20 protein-coding genes are annotated in these 18,105 nt (G+C 45.4%); 14 read left to right on the forward strand and 6 right to left on the reverse strand.

Translation table 11 applies throughout. From position 1 onward, the window contains the following. Window positions 1-322: 322 nt before the first annotated feature. The 11 genes from KO531_RS05750 (at window position 323) to mgtE (ending at window position 8,747) form a co-directional block, all read left to right on the forward strand. A complete protein-coding gene (locus KO531_RS05750; RefSeq protein WP_219250593.1) occupies window positions 323-1,300 on the forward strand; it encodes a KpsF/GutQ family sugar-phosphate isomerase in 978 nt (325 codons plus the stop codon). After that, window positions 1,300-1,851 carry a 3-deoxy-manno-octulosonate-8-phosphatase KdsC gene (gene kdsC / locus KO531_RS05755; RefSeq protein ID WP_028759542.1) on the forward strand — a complete coding sequence of 184 codons (552 nt, stop codon included), beginning with the start codon at window positions 1,300-1,302 and terminating at the stop codon, window positions 1,849-1,851. Before KO531_RS05750 ends, kdsC begins: the two co-directional genes overlap by 1 nt. Further along, window positions 1,848-2,408: an LPS export ABC transporter periplasmic protein LptC gene (lptC, locus tag KO531_RS05760; RefSeq protein WP_105251394.1), complete on the forward strand. Its 561-nt coding sequence runs from the start codon at window positions 1,848-1,850 to the stop codon at window positions 2,406-2,408. Before kdsC ends, lptC begins: the two co-directional genes overlap by 4 nt. Next, window positions 2,395-2,949, forward strand: coding sequence for a lipopolysaccharide transport periplasmic protein LptA (gene lptA, locus KO531_RS05765; RefSeq protein ID WP_105251393.1), 555 nt, complete (start codon window positions 2,395-2,397; stop codon window positions 2,947-2,949). The genes lptC and lptA overlap by 14 nt, the downstream gene beginning before the upstream one ends. Further along, window positions 2,946-3,677 (forward strand): LPS export ABC transporter ATP-binding protein, encoded by a 732-nt coding sequence (gene lptB, locus KO531_RS05770; RefSeq protein ID WP_105251392.1) that lies wholly within the window; start codon window positions 2,946-2,948, stop codon window positions 3,675-3,677. The genes lptA and lptB overlap by 4 nt, the downstream gene beginning before the upstream one ends. A gap of 107 nt (window positions 3,678-3,784) precedes the next feature. Next, window positions 3,785-5,263 carry an RNA polymerase factor sigma-54 gene (locus KO531_RS05775; protein ID WP_105251391.1) on the forward strand — a complete coding sequence of 493 codons (1,479 nt, stop codon included), beginning with the start codon at window positions 3,785-3,787 and terminating at the stop codon, window positions 5,261-5,263. A gap of 28 nt (window positions 5,264-5,291) precedes the next feature. After that, window positions 5,292-5,579 carry a ribosome hibernation promoting factor gene (gene hpf / locus KO531_RS05780; RefSeq protein ID WP_028759468.1) on the forward strand — a complete coding sequence of 96 codons (288 nt, stop codon included), beginning with the start codon at window positions 5,292-5,294 and terminating at the stop codon, window positions 5,577-5,579. Window positions 5,580-5,581: 2 nt separating this feature from the next. After that, complete coding sequence (ptsN, locus tag KO531_RS05785) at window positions 5,582-6,025, forward strand: PTS IIA-like nitrogen regulatory protein PtsN (protein WP_006083071.1); 444 nt, start codon at window positions 5,582-5,584, stop codon at window positions 6,023-6,025. Next, window positions 6,022-6,876, forward strand: coding sequence for an RNase adapter RapZ (gene rapZ / locus KO531_RS05790; RefSeq protein ID WP_105251390.1), 855 nt, complete (start codon window positions 6,022-6,024; stop codon window positions 6,874-6,876). Before ptsN ends, rapZ begins: the two co-directional genes overlap by 4 nt. Then, a complete protein-coding gene (locus KO531_RS05795) occupies window positions 6,863-7,138 on the forward strand; it encodes an HPr family phosphocarrier protein (protein WP_006083073.1) in 276 nt (91 codons plus the stop codon). The genes rapZ and KO531_RS05795 overlap by 14 nt, the downstream gene beginning before the upstream one ends. A 244-nt stretch (window positions 7,139-7,382) precedes the next feature. Further along, window positions 7,383-8,747, forward strand: coding sequence for a magnesium transporter (gene mgtE, locus KO531_RS05800; RefSeq protein WP_219250594.1), 1,365 nt, complete (start codon window positions 7,383-7,385; stop codon window positions 8,745-8,747). Between the two features lie 78 nt (window positions 8,748-8,825). On the opposite strand, the gene KO531_RS05805 is transcribed toward mgtE, so the two are convergent. Both KO531_RS05805 and KO531_RS05810 read right to left on the reverse strand, forming a co-directional pair. Further along, entirely contained in the window at window positions 8,826-9,662 is an 837-nt protein-coding gene (locus KO531_RS05805) for a molybdate ABC transporter substrate-binding protein (protein ID WP_219250595.1), read from the reverse strand. Window positions 9,663-9,927: 265 nt separating this feature from the next. Next, a complete protein-coding gene (locus tag KO531_RS05810) occupies window positions 9,928-10,617 on the reverse strand; it encodes an OmpA family protein (RefSeq protein WP_212600161.1) in 690 nt (229 codons plus the stop codon). A 672-nt stretch (window positions 10,618-11,289) separates the two neighbouring features. On the opposite strand from KO531_RS05810, the gene KO531_RS05815 reads away from it, so the two are divergent. Continuing rightward, on the forward strand, window positions 11,290-11,523 hold the full coding sequence (locus tag KO531_RS05815; RefSeq protein ID WP_219250596.1) for a transposase: 234 nt from the start codon (window positions 11,290-11,292) through the stop codon (window positions 11,521-11,523). Window positions 11,524-12,240: 717 nt separating this feature from the next. On the opposite strand, the gene KO531_RS05820 is transcribed toward KO531_RS05815, so the two are convergent. Next, window positions 12,241-13,101, reverse strand: coding sequence for a PA4780 family RIO1-like protein kinase (locus KO531_RS05820; RefSeq protein WP_028759534.1), 861 nt, complete (start codon window positions 13,099-13,101; stop codon window positions 12,241-12,243). A 335-nt stretch (window positions 13,102-13,436) separates the two neighbouring features. Further along, window positions 13,437-13,751, reverse strand: coding sequence for a hypothetical protein (locus KO531_RS05825; RefSeq protein ID WP_219250597.1), 315 nt, complete (start codon window positions 13,749-13,751; stop codon window positions 13,437-13,439). 180 nt (window positions 13,752-13,931) lie between these two features. Between KO531_RS05825 and KO531_RS05830 the strand changes: the two genes are divergently transcribed. Further along, window positions 13,932-14,480, forward strand: coding sequence for a DUF2799 domain-containing protein (locus KO531_RS05830; protein ID WP_131524134.1), 549 nt, complete (start codon window positions 13,932-13,934; stop codon window positions 14,478-14,480). A gap of 55 nt (window positions 14,481-14,535) precedes the next feature. Here the strand turns inward: KO531_RS05830 and KO531_RS05835 are convergent, their stop codons facing one another. Next, entirely contained in the window at window positions 14,536-15,294 is a 759-nt protein-coding gene (locus KO531_RS05835; RefSeq protein WP_168825790.1) for a phosphatase PAP2 family protein, read from the reverse strand. Between the two features lie 224 nt (window positions 15,295-15,518). Between KO531_RS05835 and KO531_RS05840 the strand changes: the two genes are divergently transcribed. After that, window positions 15,519-17,459 (forward strand): GGDEF domain-containing protein, encoded by a 1,941-nt coding sequence (locus KO531_RS05840; RefSeq protein WP_168825511.1) that lies wholly within the window; start codon window positions 15,519-15,521, stop codon window positions 17,457-17,459. 186 nt (window positions 17,460-17,645) lie between these two features. Here the strand turns inward: KO531_RS05840 and KO531_RS05845 are convergent, their stop codons facing one another. Next, window positions 17,646-18,041 carry a hypothetical protein gene (locus tag KO531_RS05845; RefSeq protein ID WP_219250598.1) on the reverse strand — a complete coding sequence of 132 codons (396 nt, stop codon included), beginning with the start codon at window positions 18,039-18,041 and terminating at the stop codon, window positions 17,646-17,648. Window positions 18,042-18,105: the final 64 nt, after the last annotated feature.

Raw genomic sequence — 18,105 nt, forward strand, 5'->3', positions numbered from 1 at the left:
TACCCGCTGCGATATGGGATAAATCCATTGAAATAAACGACAAAGACGATGATATTGCTCAAGACCTTCTGCCGCTAAACACGTTATTGTGCGTGAATAGCTAACGCAGCTGAACTTGACGAGTCGGATCAATCGCTCTAGCCTGCCGCAATTGTTTTGCTGTTTTCGGTAATAAACCACAGTAAGACATAAGCTAAATTGTCTGAAAACAAACTAATACTTGGCAGAAAGCCTATTACATATCATCTTTATCGCGTACCAAATTGTGCTATTCCAATCCCATCAATGGGGCGACAAAGACAATGCAAAAAGAGAGATAGACATGGTAGACAAATCACAACTGCGCCAATGGGGTTGTAAAGTTATCGACATTGAAAAGTCAGCCCTAGACAATCTTTATCAATATGTTGATTCGGCTGAATTTGCAGAAGCTTGCGAGTTGATCCTCAACTGCACAGGCAAAGTGATTGTCATGGGAATGGGCAAATCGGGCCATATCGGCAATAAGATTTCAGCCACCCTCGCCAGCACAGGAACGCCCGCATTTTTTGTGCATCCGGGTGAAGCCAGCCACGGCGATCTGGGTGTATTGGCCGATAACGATGTGATTTTAGCGATTTCAAATTCCGGTGAGTCGAGCGAAATCCTCACCTTAATGCCGGTCATCCAACGTATGGGCGTGCCCGTTATCGCGGTAACAGGTAAACCCGAATCGAATATGGCGCGATTATCTAAAGTGCATTTATGTATTGAAGTCCCAGAAGAGGCTTGCCCACTTGGACTAGCACCCACCTCAAGTACCACAGCGACCTTAGTGATGGGCGATGCCATCGCCATTGCGCTACTACAGGCTAAAGGCTTTACCCGTGATGATTTTGCTATGTCCCATCCTGGCGGAGCTTTAGGACGTAAGTTGCTGTTAAAAGTCTGCAATGTGATGCACTGTGGTGATGACTTACCGCTCGTCAACCACGATATTTGCATCACAGAAGCCCTGTACGAAATCTCCAAGAAAGGCCTAGGCATGACGGCGATTATCGATGATCAGCGCAAGCTGGTTGGTATCTTCACCGATGGTGATTTACGCCGCGTTATCGATGCCGAAGTGAATTTACGCACGACGCCCATTGCCGATGTGATGACCCGTAACTGCGTCACGATCACAGATAATGTGTTGGCCGCCCAAGCACTGCAAGTGATGGACTCAAAAAATATCAACGGATTAATTGTTATCGATAAAGATCGCCATCCTATTGGCGCTCTTAACATGCTCGATATGGTAAAAGCAGGAGTCATTTAATGCCACAGCAAGGATTTTACGGCCCAATCAGTGATGATGTGTGGCAACGGGCGCAAAAGATTAAACTGTTAATCTGTGATGTCGATGGGGTGTTTTCCGACGGCCGTATTTACTTGAGTAATAGCGGCGAAGAGCTCAAAGCCTTCCATACCCGCGACGGCTATGGCGTGCGATCACTCCTCACCAGCGGTTTCAACCTCGCCGTGATCACAGGACGTCAATCCAAAATCGTTGAAAACCGTATGACAGCCCTTGGTGTTACCCATATTTACCAAGGCGTAGACAATAAGTTCGAGCCCTATGAAGCATTGCTCGCACTTTATGGTGTCACCCCAGAAGAAGTGGCTTATATCGGTGATGATATTGTCGATCTCCCCGTGATGAATGTCGTCGGTTTAGCGGTCAGTGTTGCTGACGGCCACCCCTATGTACGCCAACACGCCCATTTTGTGACTACGCTCAATGGTGGCCACGGTGCACTGCGTGAACTCACAGATCTGTTACTCCTAAGTCAAAATAAATTCACTTCGGCCCATGGAATGAGTATATGAGTCGTGTGACACTCGCGATTATCGCTTTTTTTGGAACCGCACTAGCGCTTTACTGGCAGGTCCAGAACAAACACAGCGGTGATTCCGATAACAGAGTAAAAGATCAAAATACCCCAGATTTCATCGTTGAAGATCTGCGCAGTGTTGAGTTCAATGAGCAAGGACTAGTGAATAGCCGTGTGACGGCGAAACACATGGAACATTATGATTCAACGAATCAAACTTTCTTTACTCAACCTGTTTATCTTGTTTATCCAGACCAAGGTAAAGCACAATGGCAGCTCAGGGCAGATCAGGGCAAGCTAAACAAGGAAACTGGCAAGGTTGTATTAGAAAATAATGTTATTATCGATGCCATTAGCCCAGAAGAACCGATTCAGACCTTGTCCACCAGTTATCTGGAACTCGATCTCAACACTATGATAATGACCTCTGACCGTACCATTTACGTCACAGGGAAAGATTTTAATATTCAAGGCCAAGGCCTTTATGCCGACCTCAACGCGCAAGAAGTGCAATTGACCAGTCAGGTAGTAGGAACATATGAAGCAAAATAACGTATTACTTGCCAGCCTAATGCTAATTATGAGCATGAGTGCTTTCGCGAAAGTGGGCGACTTAAAGCAAGAAGTCAAAATTAAAGCTGTGAGCCAAACTGCGGATATCAAAAACAACCAGATCATCTTCTTTGGTCCAGTTGAAGTTACCCAAGGCTCAATAAAAATCCAAGCAAATGAACTGCGTGCATTTTCCGCTGAAGGTGAAAATAGCAAAACTTTGGTCGCCACAGGCAACCCTGCTACGTATAGCCAAATATTAGACGATGGTCGCCCAGCATCGGCAAGCGCGAAAGAAATTCGTTACGATATGGCAAGCCGCACCTTAACACTGAAAGGTATGGCGTCATTAGATCAAGCAGGTAGCCAAGTTACAGGCAATTTAATCCGCTATAACATGATTCAACAGAAATTGATGGCCGAGAGTACTGGCAGTGGTGACGATCGCGTGATCACTATTATTCAGCCTGAAAACTATCAAGATGATGCTAAATCAGACGCTCCGGCGGATAAACCTGTAAAAAAGCAGGACTCTAAATGACCCAAATCACCTTAAGAGCACAAAATCTGGCGAAAAGTTACAAGAGTCGCCAAGTGGTTAAAGACGTCAGTCTGACGGTAAAAACCGGTCAAGTCGTTGGCCTACTCGGTCCAAACGGTGCAGGTAAAACCACGACTTTTTACATGGTTGTCGGGCTAGTGAAGAGCGATAAGGGACATATCTTTATCGACGATGATGATTTAACCGCAGATCCTATGCATCTGCGTGCCCGCAAAGGCATAGGTTACTTACCGCAGGAAGCCAGTATCTTTCGTAAGCTAACTGTTCATGACAACATCATGGCCGTACTGCAAACTCGTAAAGAACTTAAAAACGAAGAACGAGAAGAAGAACTAGAACATCTGCTCGAAGAGTTTCATATCACCCACATCCGTGACAGCCAAGGCATGTCATTGTCGGGTGGCGAACGTCGTCGCGTCGAAATTGCGCGGGCTTTAGCCGCTAATCCTAAGTTCATTTTGCTCGATGAACCGTTTGCCGGCGTCGATCCTATTTCGGTTATCGACATCAAGAAGATTATCGAACAACTCAAAAGTCGCGGCCTTGGCGTACTGATCACAGACCATAATGTCCGCGAGACATTAGATGTATGTGAACATGCTTATATTGTGAGTCACGGAAACCTGATTGCCGAAGGAACTCCAGCAGAGATCTTAGACAATCAGCAAGTTAGGGCTGTGTACTTAGGTGAACAATTCAGGCTATAGTTACTCGAGCGAAGCCTATGGAGACAATTTATACCGCCATTGGGCTTCACTCAAAATGATAATAAGCGACCTCCTCCAACAATAATAACGTAGGGATCAGCGGTAACATGAAAGCGTCACTCCAGCTCAAACTGGGTCAACAGTTAACCATGACGCCACAATTACAACAGGCCATACGTCTGTTGCAACTGTCGTCATTAGAACTGCAGCAAGAGATCCAGCAAGCATTAGATTCTAATCCCCTTCTCGAGCTGGAAGAGGATCAATTCGACGCCACTAAAACCCCTGTAAACCAAACGCTATCCGATACGGACTTCAGTGAATCTAGCACTCTGCCACCAGAAAAAGACAGCTCCACCATAGACACGGCAGAGTCGCTAACCAAAGAATCCATGCCCGATGAGCTCCCCATGGACACCACATGGGATGAAGTGTTTACCGCCTCCCCAAACTCAGGCCCCGGCGGCAGTCGTGAAGACGATATGCCCTTCCAAGGCGAGACCAGTGAAGGTTTGTACGAACACTTAGAATGGCAAAAAAACCTCACGCCGTTTTCTGAAACCGATTTAGCCATTGCCACCGCCATTATTGATGCCATCGACGATCAGGGCTATCTCACCCAAAGCACTGAAGAAATTCTCGAAGCCATGGGCAATCCTGAAGTTGAGCTTGACGAAGTCGAAGCCGTACTCAAGCGCATTCAGCATTTTGATCCCATAGGCGTTGCCGCCCGCGATTTAAGTGAATGCCTGTTGATCCAACTGTCGCATTTCGCCGCTGATACTCCCAACCTAGAAAACGCCCGTATGCTGATCAAAGATCATTTAGATCTGATCGCCGCCCGTGATTTTAGGTTATTGATGCGTAAAACTAAATTAAAAGAAGATGAATTAAGGGATGGTATAGCACTTATCCAAACCCTCAATCCTCGCCCAGGTTTGTTGATCACGCCCAATAATGACGAATACGTTATCCCAGATGTGTCTGTGTCGAAGAAAAATGGCCGCTGGGTTGTTGAGCTTAATCCTGACTGCATGCCAAAAATCAATGTAAATCAACATTATGCTTCTATGGCACGCAGTACCAAAAACCAAGCCGATAGCCAATTTATTCGCGGCCATCTGCAAGAGGCTAAATGGTTTATTAAGAGCTTAGAAAGCCGTAACGATACTTTGCTTAAAGTTGCTAATTGCATAGTGCAATATCAGCAGGGTTTCTTTGAGTACGGTGAAGAAGCCATGAAGCCTATGGTGCTTAACGATATTGCCGAAGCGGTAGAAATGCATGAGTCCACCATCTCACGGGTCACAACTCAAAAATACATGCATACCCCTAAGGGACTTTTTGAACTAAAATACTTCTTCTCTAGCCACGTCGGTACTGACGATGGTGGTGAGTGCTCATCCACAGCAATCAGAGCCTTTATAAAGAAACTGGTGGCAGCGGAAAACCAGAAAAAACCATTAAGCGATAGTAAGATGGCTCAACTTCTGGCAGAACAAGGGATCAACGTAGCCCGCAGAACCATTGCGAAGTACCGAGAGGCTATGCTTATTCCACCTTCTAATCAGCGTAAAAGTTTATAACCTACAGTGGATATCGGAGGACGTTTCTATGCAAATAAACCTAAGTGGGCACCATATCGAAATTACCGAATCGTTACGTGCATATGTAGAAGAAAAGTTTTCAAAACTTGAACGCCATTTCGAACAGATCAATAATGTGCACGTTGTGCTCAATGTTGAGAAAATGCAGCAGATTGCCGAAGCGAGAATAAACCTCATAGGTGGTGAAGTTTTTGCGACTTCAGAGCATGCTGACATGTATGCCGCTATAGACGCCCTGATTGACAAGCTTGACCGTCAGGTTATTAAACACAAAGAGAAGTTAACAAAACACTAATAATGGAACTTTGTACCATACTGCGGCCGGAGTGCACTACCTGCGCCACTCCGGGCAGCAAGAAAAAGGTACTGGAACTCATCAGCGACTTAGTCGCTGCCCAGTACCCGACCCTCTCATCTCAAGAGATATTCGAAAGCCTAGTGGCGCGCGAAAAGATGGGGAGCACAGGTATAGGTAACGGCATCGCCATTCCACATGGTCGACTAGCCGATATAGATCAGCCCATTGCCATACTAATTAAGTGTGAAGAGCCGATAGCATTTGATGCTATCGATAAGCAACCTGTTGATATTTTATTTGCACTACTGGTGCCTGCAGACCAATGTCAGCAGCACTTAAGTACCTTGTCTTGCATGGCCGAAAAGCTGAGCGACAAGCAAATATTAAAGCAATTACGCAAGACGCATGATGAAACGGAACTCTATCAGGTAATCACTGGATGAAACTGGTCATAGTGTCGGGCCGCTCAGGCTCAGGCAAATCTGTCGCCCTTAGGGTACTCGAAGATCTCGGCTATTATTGTGTCGATAACCTTCCCTTGCCATTGATTGGCAGTTTGCTTGAGCAACTCAAAGGCAGTAACGATCTCGTCGCCATCAGTGTCGACGTGCGTAACATGCCTGAGCAGGATAAGGTCTTAGTAAAACAACTCGCTAGCCTACCTCCAGATACTGAGTTAACGAGCTTCTTCCTTAACTCCAGCGATAAAATTCTGCTTAAGCGTTACAGCGAAACCCGCCGTTTGCATCCTTTGTCGAAGAGCCGAGTCTCTTTGCAAGAAGCGATAAAGCTGGAGGGAAAACTGCTCGAGCCTATGTCAAAACTGGTCGATCACTACATAGATACGTCGAATCTGAATATCTATGATTTAAGCGACCAAGTCAGACAAATTCTCCTTGGTAGTGTCGATAAAGAACTCGTGATCAACTTCGAGTCCTTTGGCTTTAAGCACGGAATGCCCACCGAAGCCGACTTTATGTTCGATGTGCGCTTCCTGCCCAATCCCCACTGGGAGCTGGCGCTGCGGCCATTGACTGGCTTAGATGAACCCGTAGCTGAGTTCTTAAATCGCCAACCACTGGTCAATAAGTTCATCTGGCAAATCGAAAATTTACTGGAGACTTGGCTGCCACACCTCGAGCGTAACAATCGCAGTTATTTAACTGTGGCCATTGGCTGCACAGGTGGACAGCACAGATCGGTTTACGTCGCAGAGCAATTGGCAAAACGCTTTAGTAACGGTAAACATAAAGTTTATGCCCGTCATCGAGAGCTCAATAATGCCAAAGCTTGAACGTCAGATAACCATCTGTAATAAGCTCGGTTTACATGCCCGTGCCGCCACTAAGTTGGTGGTACTGGCTTCCGAGTTTGATGCGACCATCACCTTAATCCAAGGCGATAAACAAGCATCGGCCGCCAGTGTACTTGGATTACTAATGCTTGAAACTGGCATGGGTAAGACCATCAAGCTTATCGCCGAAGGCCCAGATGCAGAGCCGGCTCTCGATGCCATTTGTGCCTTAATCGACGCTAAGTTTGACGAAGCCTGTTAGTTTCACTTCACACTAAGCACTTCATAGTTAGATTCACTTCATGTCTAGTTTAAAAAACTTGCCATTCAGACATGGCAAAACATTTGTCGCTCAACGATACAAGCTACTGGCGATTACACTAGCGGTCATTGCGCTGGCCTTACCTTAGCCGCCTTAATCTGTGTCATCGACTGACGCTTAGTCACCGCTAAATCATAGCCCAACACCAAGATCTCAAACCAATTTGCCGCACAATGGAGGACAAATGCCCGTAGATAATGCAGAAAACGATCACACCGGACATAGTCTTGACCAGTTAAACCAAGCGCTTAGCAGCGGCATGTTCGTACACGTGCGCAATATGCTGCAAAAAATGGCCGCCTCAGATATCGCGCTGATCTTAGAATCATCACCGCCAAGTGCCAGACAAGTACTGTGGCAGCTCATCGATCAGGAACAAATAGGCGACATACTCGATGAGTTGAGTGAAGAACTCAAAGACCCACTGATCCGCAGCATGAGCCCTGAGCGAGTCGCGAAAGCGACAGCAAGCATGGACACCGACGATCTCGCCTATATTCTGCGTAGTCTGCCCGACGCCGTTTACAAACAGGTGTTGCAGTCGATGACGGAGCAAAATCGCTTGAGGGTAGAACAAGCCCTATCTTATCCAGATGAGACCGCCGGCAGCTTGATGAATACAGATACAGTCACCTTAAGACCCGATGTGAATATCGATGTGGTGCTGCGCTATCTTCGGCAAAGGGGCAACCTACCTGACACCACAGATACCTTATATGTAGTCGACAAACAGGACAAAGTCCTTGGCGGTGTTAGGCTGGCAGATCTGCTGACTTGCGCGCCAAGCACCACAATTCGCAATATCATGGATCCCAATATTCAAAGTATTCCGGTGAGCATGTCCGACAGCGAAGTCGCGCAGAAATTCGAACGCAATGACTGGGTATCGGCACCTGTCGTCGACTGTGATGGTAAGCTGCTCGGGCGTATCACAATCGATGACGTAGTCGATGTTATCCGCGAAGATGCTGAACATTCCATGATGGGTATGGCGGGGATGGACGGAGATGAAGATACCTTTGGTCCTGTGCTAAAAAGTACCCTACGTCGCTCGCTCTGGCTCACGATTAACTTATTCGCCGCCCTGCTCGCCTCGTCGGTCAGCAATATGTTTGAAGGCACTATTGAGCAATTTGCCACTATCGCCATCCTAATGACGATTGTCCCTAGCATGGGCGGTGTTGCCGGTAATCAGACCTTAGCGCTCGTGATCCGTGGTATTGCTTTAGGCCATATCGGCCAAAGCAACGCCCGCTGGCTTATCGGTAAAGAGCTATCGATTGGTTTTCTCAATGGCTTGATGTGGTCGATTTTAGTCTTTGTCGCCGTGTGGCTATGGAAGGATGATATGGCACTGGCAGGCTTAATTGGTAGCGCCATGCTGATCAACATGACAGTAGCAGGGCTTGCAGGTGCGAGTATTCCATTGATTTTAAAACGACTTAAAATCGATCCTGCCCTCGCTGGCGGTATGGTGCTCACCACAGTCACTGACGTGGTTGGCCTGTTCGCCTTCCTCGGTTTAGCGACGCTCTACCTGATGAACTAACGCTTTAACAGTTTGAGCTAACCACAGAACGGCACTCCAAAGGTGCCGTTTTTTATCCCGCTGGAAAGCTAAAAAAGGCTATTTTGCCGGAGGTTGAAAACCATAACGGCTCAGAATCGCTTGACCTTTTGTCGATAGAATAAACTCAGCTAACGGCTTAGCGGCAGTATTAGCGCCTTGTAAAACCAGTAAACCATAGTCGGCACCCACGGCAAGTTCCTGCGGTAAGTCGATGATTTGTAAACTCGGCACTTCTTTTTTAGCCAGCACAGCATTAGTGCAATAGGTTAAAAAGATATCCGCTTGCTTGTTTTCCATCACCCAGCCATAGGGATTGCGATCTTTAGGCGGTTTAACACTCTCAGGACCGCCCGTCAGTTGTAATGCCTTGGTCTCTAACGCGGCTTTCGCATTGGGTTTTACCGCTTCGGCCTTAGCAAAAACGGCCCAGGCATAATCACCCGCGGGGTCGGCTTTCGGGGTTGAGGTGCCGACTTTAATCTTAGGATCTAACAAGGTATCGAGTAACGTCGCACTCGTCACCTGAACTGTGTCTTGAGCAACAGCGCAGAGTTGATTACGGGCAAACATTTGCACCGCTTCGCCCTGACCTGAATCCACTAATGCCTGTGGATGTTTCATATTCGCCGAGGCAAAGATATCGACTTTCTCGCCCTCTTGAATGCGTTTTAACAATAAACCTGAGGGCGCATATTGCGCTACAACACTCATTTGCGACTGTGCTTGATATGCAGCAATAATATCACTCATCGCAGCCTTTAAACTGCCTGCGGCGCGCAGTTCTATCGGCGCGACTTCTGTGGTCAGTTCGGCTTTCATCGGCACTCCTTGTACAGCTGTCACCATGATGACAGGACTTAAACTCAAGGCTACTAACACATTTTTGCTTATCATAGTCATATTCTCCTTTAGGCACTAAAAGTCATTCTTGTGACTTATCCCCATACAGAACGTGAAATCGATAAAGGGATCAAGCTGAAGTCATCCCAAGGTAATGAGCAGTGATATGTTTGTGCTGCAGGTCACTCAAGGTGCGCTTCATAAAGGACAAATTGTCTAATTGAAGCACGGCAAGCTAATCACTCAATTAGCCCACCACTGAAAACAAAAAAGTCGCCCCAGGCGACTTTTTCAGCGAGAACTTTGTGCTTAGACCAGACTATTTACCCGTTGGTATTAGTACGATCTCAACGCGGCGGTTTTGTGCTCGGCCATTTGCATTGGCATTTGATGCAATAGGACTCGCTTCACCCATACCTTTTGATTTTACACGGGCAGAGGCAACGCCTTTACTCATCAAGTAATTACCCACTTCGCTAGCACGGACCTGTGACAGACGTAAATTGTAAGAGTCTGAACCACTGCTGTCGGTATAACCTAATATGTTGAGCTGCGTTTTGCTGTATTCCTTGGCCACAACCGCCACTGAATTCAGCACGCGTTTAGCACCGTCGCTTAACTCGGTTTGATCTACGCCGAAGGTCACTTCATTAGGCATATTCAAAATGATGTTATCGCCGTTACGGGTCACACTCACGCCCGTTGAGGCTAATTGTTGGCGTAATTTGGTCTCTTGCACATCCATGTAATAACCAATACCACCACCGACGGCAGCGCCCGATGCAGCACCAATTAAGGCACCTTTACCGCGGTCGCTCTTGCTCGAAGATACCACCCCAATTGCGGCACCCGCGACGGCACCAATCAATGCGCCACTGGTCGCTTTAGCGGTTTGTTCTTCGTTTGAATAGGGATTGATTGTTGTACAACCCGATGCAACTAGCGCGGTCGTCAATACCACTATGGCTAACAGGGATGGTTTAGATTGCACTGCCTGAAAACACTTCATCATTTATAACCTCTTTATATGATTGATGACTGTGAATACCGCTCAAAAGGGCAAGAAATATCACGTCCATTAGGTAATACGAATGACCTAGGGATTGCCACAAAGCAGGCAGTATATAAGCAATTGCGCTGGAGACAATCCTTTATCCATCTTCAATTATGCTAATCCAGATTTTAGTCAGCAAAGATACAGATTTCGGGCTTCAATCATGGCTTGTACCAGCCAATTTAATATCAAGTCTATGGCACCGAAATAGTGCACCTTGCACCTTTATTGGCAGCACTAAAAAATAACGCCGTTTTAATCGAAGGCACAATTCAATGATTTAAAAGGTTAAAATAAAAATTAGAATATTGGCACGAATTTTACATACTACTAAGTGAGTAGACAGTCAGACGCGGTAAACATCGCCGAAAACTAGAGTCGACTTCAACAGGATTAATCCAAATTAAATGGACCTATCGAGACAGAAAATGGGCTCGAGTATTTAGGGTCATGAAGGAGGAAGTATGAAAAAGGTCATGAACTTTATCGCACTATGTCGCCACGAATGGATTTGTCTGCGCCATCTAGGTCTGAGCCAGTGGGATTTAGAACAGCGTCACTATCATCAATAAAAGGCAACGCAAACGGTCATATTTTGGTTCGAAGGCAGTAAAAGAGGGAACGCTCATGGGAATCGCAGAAAATAGTCTCAAGCTACATGTTATCACCGAGGTTAAAGTACAAGGTCGCTTACTGTCGGATGTTGCACGTCAATACGGTTTACCTGCTAAGGCAGTCTACCAATGGGTGCGAGAAAGCGATCTGCAACCCCAGCAAAGAGAATGCGCATTAATGAGTGAGATTGCCCAGCTACAGAAAAAAATTAAACAGCTCAATCAAGAGCTACGCACGATAGGTTAGCCTGTACAACAAGCTAAACGTGCCCGAATAGACAAGGCCGGACGAGATTGCATATCGCCCTGCTGATAACGCTAACGATGTAAAAGATGTGCTAACAACAATAATAACAGCGCCCTTTTTAGTCCGGCCTTGTCGTCCAAATTGATGAACCCAGCGAAGATTGGGAAATAGTATTAACAGCAACAAACGGATAGGGACAATGCAAAAGTTTCGGCAAGACTAGGGAGGGAGTTATCTCCCCCAAGATCAAATATGTGAATTGTGCTCCCCCAAGTCATGAACATATTTCTCTCTCTGGCCTTGTCATTTTATTCACAGGGTCAATGATGATCCAGCACTGCAATGAGTGTGGTGCGCCAAGGAAGGCCGTGATTGGTATTACATAGATTGACTGAAGAGTGACCAAGGTTTCGGCAAGGATTGAGGGAGTTGTCTTCCCCAAAGATTAAATATGTGAATTGTGCTCCCCCAAGTCATGAACATATTTCTCTCTCAACTCTTGTCCTTTTATCACACTGTTCGATGATTGCTAGCTTGTTTGTAGCAACAAGGATGGCCCCAGCTTCCATCGGGGATTAAGCCAAGGATTGGCTAACGCCAAAAATTAAATAACAATAATAAAATCAATAACAAAAATAATAATTTCACTTAATTTTTAGCATAAAAAAGACGCTACTTTGAGCGTCTTTTTTATGGGTGAAAAACAACGACTGACGATTAATAGTCTTCTTCGTTTGCCTCTTGGATCCGCTGCTTACGCTCTTGCGCCTCTTCAAAGGCTGCTTGGATTTCTTCCAAGACCGCACTAACATCGGCTTCAACCAGCACTTCGGTAAACTCACCCGTTAATGGCGTTTCAGGCTTCAATTCACCGGCTTCAAACAAGGCCCAAATTTCTTTGGCGTATTGTGTTTTTAGCAGCTCAGGAGCATACAAACCATAGTATTGAGTCATGTTATTCACATCACGCGCTAACATCCATTTGGCATGGTTATTCGCCGCGGCATCGACCGCCTGAGGCAAATCGATAATCACTGGCCCTTCACTGTCAACTAACACGTTAAACTCAGACAAGTCACCGTGCACTAACCCCGCACAGAGCATACGTTTGACATAGGTCATCACCAACGCATGATCCTTCAAGGCTTTTTCTGCCGACATACTAACATCGTTTAATCTCGGCGCGACATTGCCCTCGGCATCCGTCACTAACTCCATCAGCAACACGCCATCGAAACAACCATAAGGCGTTGGCACACGCACACCCGCATTCGCTAAACGGTAAAGCGCTTCAACTTCAGCATTTTGCCAAGCTTCTTCCTGCTGATCGCGGCCAAATTTAGACCCTTTTTCCATCGCGCGCGCGCGACGACTGTTACGGACTTTTCGGCCTTCTTGATATAACACAGCTTGCTTAAAACTGCGCTTGTCCGCTTCTTTATAGACTTTGGCACAGCGGATATCATCACCACTGCGTACAACGTACACAGTCGCTTCTTTACCGCTCATTAACTGGCTAATGACCTCATCGACCAGTCCTTCATCAACCAGGGGTTGGATTCGTTTCGGAGTTTTCATAGCGCCCTTATACCTTACTTAGGCATGATATGGAATACTGCGGGCAAATCTTCATACAAAAGCGGTCTCCAGCGGAAGTTTGATGAATATAGTTTAGGATTGTTAAACGAATTTTAAGTAAAAACTAATGCACTTGCGTGTTAAACACAATACCAGATTTACTCAGCGCTTTGGCAAAGAAAGAGACTGAAAATACCACTTTAACTAAAAGAATATTCTTTTATGCTCACCCCAATAAAACCAGACTCAAAACGACAAGCCATATTCCACGGCGAATATGCCAATCCAAGCCAGTTGAAATAATACCCAGAGCTAAATTGGTGCAGGAACTTAACTCAAACAAACAAGGCAATCACACTGCCCACAGTCGCCGCCGCTTTCAATATTTGGCCTGCACTGTAATAAGTGTCGTTTGAACTCTTAACGTCATCTACATCATCCGCACTAGGCTCAGATATTTTACTCCTTGCATTGCCATCAAAACTGACCTCAGCTTTAGGAGCTGCCAGTCCTAATGCACCATAGGTAAAGGATTTAAGTCCGCTTGGCTCGGCGGTATCAAGGGATTGATGAGCCGACTTAACTGCCGGTAATGAAGCTGAATACGCAGATGAAATAAGTGAAATCATAGTGAGCACCAAAGCAGACATTTAAAGTGTTAACCACAAACTAACACAATATCAGCTAGTTATCATGCATTCATCCGCTAAACTGTGATGGATTCTGCCCAACAAAACGCATCTATGACCGTATAAATGGCGGTATATATAGCTAGATCTCCCCCATAAGAGCCTTTATCCTAAACGCCACAACATATAGAGAACTTATCCATGCACTATCCCAGCATTTTCCTCGCACTTTCAGTCCTATCCCTGACTCAATGCAGCAGCTTATCTATTGAAGAATGCGCCAATAGTGATTGGTTTGCCCTTGGGCTTGCCGATGGCAACCGTGGGACAAGTTCTGGGCAATTAAATCAATATCAAAAAGATTGTCGTGAATTTAATCTCACTGTCGATACCGCGCAGTGGAAACAAGGATACCAGCAAGGGTTAGCCAGTTACTGCGTGCCAGAAAATGGCTACCGCGTAGGCTTAGCGGGAGAAAGTTATTATGGGGTTTGCAGTAATAACCAGTTTGTTGAGCGCTATAACCAAGGCCATCAACAATACCTGACCAACAAACGTTTAACTGAGATTGCCGATCGCTTAAATACCATAGAGAGGGAAATAAGCAGTCTTGATGGCAAGATCAATAATCTCACCGACAAGGCTGACTTATTGAAACAGAAAAACAGCCTACTCAACGAAAAAAACCAACTGTTAGATGAAAGATCTCGCCTACGCAGACCTGATATGCGCTTCGAATTTAGATTTTAAGCCATAAAAAAATACTGAACCCAATAAGGACTCAGGGCGTTAGCTTCACAGCTCGTTATTTTTGCGGTATTCCACTACTTGCAACCTTGAACATTTGACCCAAAGCGACCAATTTAGACTTTCTAAACGCAGGCGAGCGCAGAAAAAATACATAGTAGAGTAGGCTAGCGGACGTCCATGCTATGGCTAAACTCCATAAATCATGACTCAAGAAGTGGGCACCGCGTAACTCTTGGCCAATGCCAAATACTAGGCCTAAACTCAAACCAAAGATTAATCCAAACTTAGCTAAATGCGGGCGATACTCACGCAGCACGTAATACAAGGCAACCCAAGCAAACCCGCCGCTGGCATGGCCACCCGGGAAACATTGACCAAACTCAGCACTTTTAGGTAAACGAGAAAACAAGGATGAATGTATCATCTGGCCGCCAAACTCAATCACATCCCACGGGCAGGTCATGTGAGTAACGCTCTTGCCGATTCGGACCAGCAACACACTCGCCAATACGCTACTAAATAGGTAAATCAGGCCCTTGCGGTACGGTTTTACCCTGTCACTTCGAAAACTAAAGGCAATGCCGACTACGACACTCACCGCCAGCAAGATGACAAAGTTACGCCCAGTGACATGCAGTAAATCTTCGGTCAACCAATATCCTCTCAATGGCCAAGAGTCGATGCCCCCTTGCCAATGAAATAACAAAGTCGCGACTTTCATATCAGCGTGAGTCCATTCAAGCCCCACTATGATCACTGCAAACACTAAAAGCGGCGTAATTAAATGCCCCTTAGCAAAATCCATAAATGTCATCATAACTTTATCTTTCAGATAGTTACTCACTAATAAATCCAAAAATCAGAACATTTAGTGTTAGAGTACCGCTGAATTCTTACCTAACACTTAAGAGATCTAACAGCGCAGTATTTAAGATAGAACCGAGATTTTGCAGTAACTAAATTTACCGAAAAGACTCACATCATGAGTAAAAAGACTATAGTTTATGAATAGTATCGCGCCTCTAGGACTGAGCATTCATGCCATACAACCTCGCCATTAACCAGTCTCAAAAAGATCGTTTATTTGCCGACATTGCTATCGACACAGACAAAATCGTTGTTCCCCAAGAAATGGTTGATAACTGGCAACAAACCTTAGATTTGCTCTCTGAATTAGTCGACACCCCCGCCGCTTTGATCATGCGTGTCCATCAAACCGATATTGAGGTCTTTACCTCGAGCCGCACCCAAGGTAATCCCTATAAAAAACATGATAAAGACAGTTTAGGCCACGGGCTTTACTGCGAAACAGTGATCAAAGAAGGTAAGGAACTCCACATTCCTAACGCCCTAAAGGATAAAAACTGGGACAAAAATCCTGACATTAAACTCGGCATGATCGCATACTGTGGTTTACCTTTACGTTGGCCAGATAGCAGTGCCTTTGGCACTATCTGCATGCTCGATAGCCAAGAGCATAATTACCCCCAATCTTTTCGCAGCTTACTCGCTCGGTTTCAAAATGGTATCGAAGCTAACCTAGTCACCCTTTATCAACAGGCTAAGCTACAACTGCACAATCAGCAGCTAGAGCAAAAAGTACAACAGCGCACCCATGAACTCGCCGAACTTAGCGGCAAGCTCATCAAAGAAATCGAAAACCGCACCTCCACCGAAACCTCACTGGAATACCATAAAAGCTATGATCCACTGACGGGATTACCCAATCGCATCAATTTGATTAATAGTCTGTCTATCATGCTCGAAAAAGTGAATCGCAAAGAAAAGATTTCAGTACTCTATCTTGGGCTGCGCAATTTCAAATCCATCAACGACAGTTATGGTTACCTGATTGGCGATAAAATTCTCACAATTCTCAGCCAACGTTTACAGCACTATACCGATGAAAACACCTTTATCGCCCGCATCGCTGGCGCCGAATTTGTGATTATTCAAGCCCACAAACCTTCGAATAACGAAACCAATAAACTCATCAATAAAGTGCTTAACTGCTGTAACACGCCCTTTGGTGTGGCTGATTTTGTAATCACGATTCCCTCGAGCATGGGCATAGCACAAGCGCCTATGGATGGTATCGATGCCGCCATCCTGCTGCAAAAAGCCGGAGCGGCCATGACGATCAGCAAGGCTGATGGCTCAACTCACAGCTTCTTTAATCAAGATACGCAAGCCGCTTTAAACCTACGCTATCAACTGGAATCCCACTTGGTCGATGCACTGAACAAGAACGAGTTAAGCCTGCATTACCAACCCTTTATTAACTTAAAGACGAAGCAAGTGATTGGTGCCGAAGCCCTGCTGCGCTGGCATAATCCCATCCTTGGCAATGTCGCCCCAGACAGATTCATCGCCTTAGCTGAACGTAATGGCCAGATTATTGATATTGGCAATTTTGTATTGCATACCGCGCTGTCTCAGGCGGCAAAATGGTGTCGCGAGGTAGGCCAAGAGTTTAAAATCGCCATCAATATTTCCCCTTTGCAAATGCGCAATCCCCGCTTTAGCGAACACATAGCCGACTTACTCACCCTCTATCAATTGCCACCCACCGCCTTAGAACTTGAAATTACCGAAGGCATGCTGATGCAGGATGAACATATTGCCCACAATGCCATCCAAAAACTACAAGAACTCGGTATCCGCATCTCCCTAGATGATTTTGGCACAGGCTACTCATCCTTAAGTTATCTACAAAAATACTCTTTCGACACCTTAAAAATCGATCGCTGCTTTATTAGTAAACTCGAAGAAAACGAACAAAATAGAGAGTTAACAAAGGCAATTATTGCCATTGGTAAGAAACTGGACTTGGAAGTGATCGCCGAAGGCGTAGAAACCCTAGAACAAGATGCCTTTATTCGCCACGAGGAATGCGACTTAGGCCAAGGCTACCTCTACGGTAAACCCATTACCGCAATACAGTTTGAGCAGGCATTTATCCATAAAAAAGAGCATTAAGTTCATCCTTAATGCTCTTTTTATTTCGCGAATTAAAACCGACTGAATAATGTTACATGAATAGTCATTTCCACAGAATGTTATAACTCACATTTGTACAAAAGTGAGCTAGTTTTTTACTCTAATTCGTGGAGTTCGGATTAAAATCCCTATGGGTTATCACCTTACAAACGCAAGCCAACTGTTTTACGTCCGTTTAAGCAACTTATTATGTTCTCTTGCTAACCACCACAAAAATAAGATTGCTTGTAATCCCGAAATACCTGCATAAAACAAAAACAATTCAATTTTCATAGAAGGTAGTGAAATCAGAATACCGAAAGCTAGAATCCCTAAAAAATAACACCATTTATTCTGATTAAAGAACTTTACTGCCACCCAATGCACAGGAAAGCCAATTAACATCCATCCAATAATTGAGAATATAAAATAGAACACTAAAACAAAACGTATTGTTCCATAGAAGTATTTAAAATCCATTGTTATTAAGTCAGATTCATTACTCCAGTAAAACAGCATAATTGGAACAAAACATATTGCTATAGCAATAAACACGGCTCGTAAAAAGTGCTCCAAATTCACAACCTCTCCCTGAGAACATAACGCCGCAAGCGGCGAGCGTTAGCCAGTCCAGCACCGAAGGTGC

The sequence above is a fragment of the Shewanella sp. NKUCC06_TVS genome (assembly GCF_019345515.1).
Lineage (GTDB): Bacteria > Pseudomonadota > Gammaproteobacteria > Enterobacterales > Shewanellaceae > Shewanella > Shewanella oncorhynchi.

Coding starts and splice junctions, on each gene's coding strand:
- KO531_RS05775 (WP_105251391.1), top strand. CDS start 3,785: ATGAAAGCGTCACTCCAGCTCAAACTGGGTCAACAGTTAACCATGACG.
- mgtE (WP_219250594.1), top strand. CDS start 7,383: ATGCCCGTAGATAATGCAGAAAACGATCACACCGGACATAGTCTTGAC.
- hpf (WP_028759468.1), top strand. CDS start 5,292: ATGCAAATAAACCTAAGTGGGCACCATATCGAAATTACCGAATCGTTA.
- ptsN (WP_006083071.1), top strand. CDS start 5,582: ATGGAACTTTGTACCATACTGCGGCCGGAGTGCACTACCTGCGCCACT.
- KO531_RS05840 (WP_168825511.1), top strand. CDS start 15,519: ATGCCATACAACCTCGCCATTAACCAGTCTCAAAAAGATCGTTTATTT.
- KO531_RS05820 (WP_028759534.1), bottom strand. CDS start 13,101: ATGAAAACTCCGAAACGAATCCAACCCCTGGTTGATGAAGGACTGGTC.
- KO531_RS05835 (WP_168825790.1), bottom strand. CDS start 15,294: ATGACATTTATGGATTTTGCTAAGGGGCATTTAATTACGCCGCTTTTA.
- KO531_RS05795 (WP_006083073.1), top strand. CDS start 6,863: ATGCCAAAGCTTGAACGTCAGATAACCATCTGTAATAAGCTCGGTTTA.
- KO531_RS05810 (WP_212600161.1), bottom strand. CDS start 10,617: ATGAAGTGTTTTCAGGCAGTGCAATCTAAACCATCCCTGTTAGCCATA.
- lptA (WP_105251393.1), top strand. CDS start 2,395: ATGAAGCAAAATAACGTATTACTTGCCAGCCTAATGCTAATTATGAGC.
- KO531_RS05750 (WP_219250593.1), top strand. CDS start 323: ATGGTAGACAAATCACAACTGCGCCAATGGGGTTGTAAAGTTATCGAC.
- kdsC (WP_028759542.1), top strand. CDS start 1,300: ATGCCACAGCAAGGATTTTACGGCCCAATCAGTGATGATGTGTGGCAA.
- KO531_RS05805 (WP_219250595.1), bottom strand. CDS start 9,662: ATGATAAGCAAAAATGTGTTAGTAGCCTTGAGTTTAAGTCCTGTCATC.
- lptC (WP_105251394.1), top strand. CDS start 1,848: ATGAGTCGTGTGACACTCGCGATTATCGCTTTTTTTGGAACCGCACTA.
- KO531_RS05830 (WP_131524134.1), top strand. CDS start 13,932: ATGCACTATCCCAGCATTTTCCTCGCACTTTCAGTCCTATCCCTGACT.
- lptB (WP_105251392.1), top strand. CDS start 2,946: ATGACCCAAATCACCTTAAGAGCACAAAATCTGGCGAAAAGTTACAAG.
- KO531_RS05825 (WP_219250597.1), bottom strand. CDS start 13,751: ATGTCTGCTTTGGTGCTCACTATGATTTCACTTATTTCATCTGCGTAT.
- KO531_RS05815 (WP_219250596.1), top strand. CDS start 11,290: ATGGGAATCGCAGAAAATAGTCTCAAGCTACATGTTATCACCGAGGTT.
- rapZ (WP_105251390.1), top strand. CDS start 6,022: ATGAAACTGGTCATAGTGTCGGGCCGCTCAGGCTCAGGCAAATCTGTC.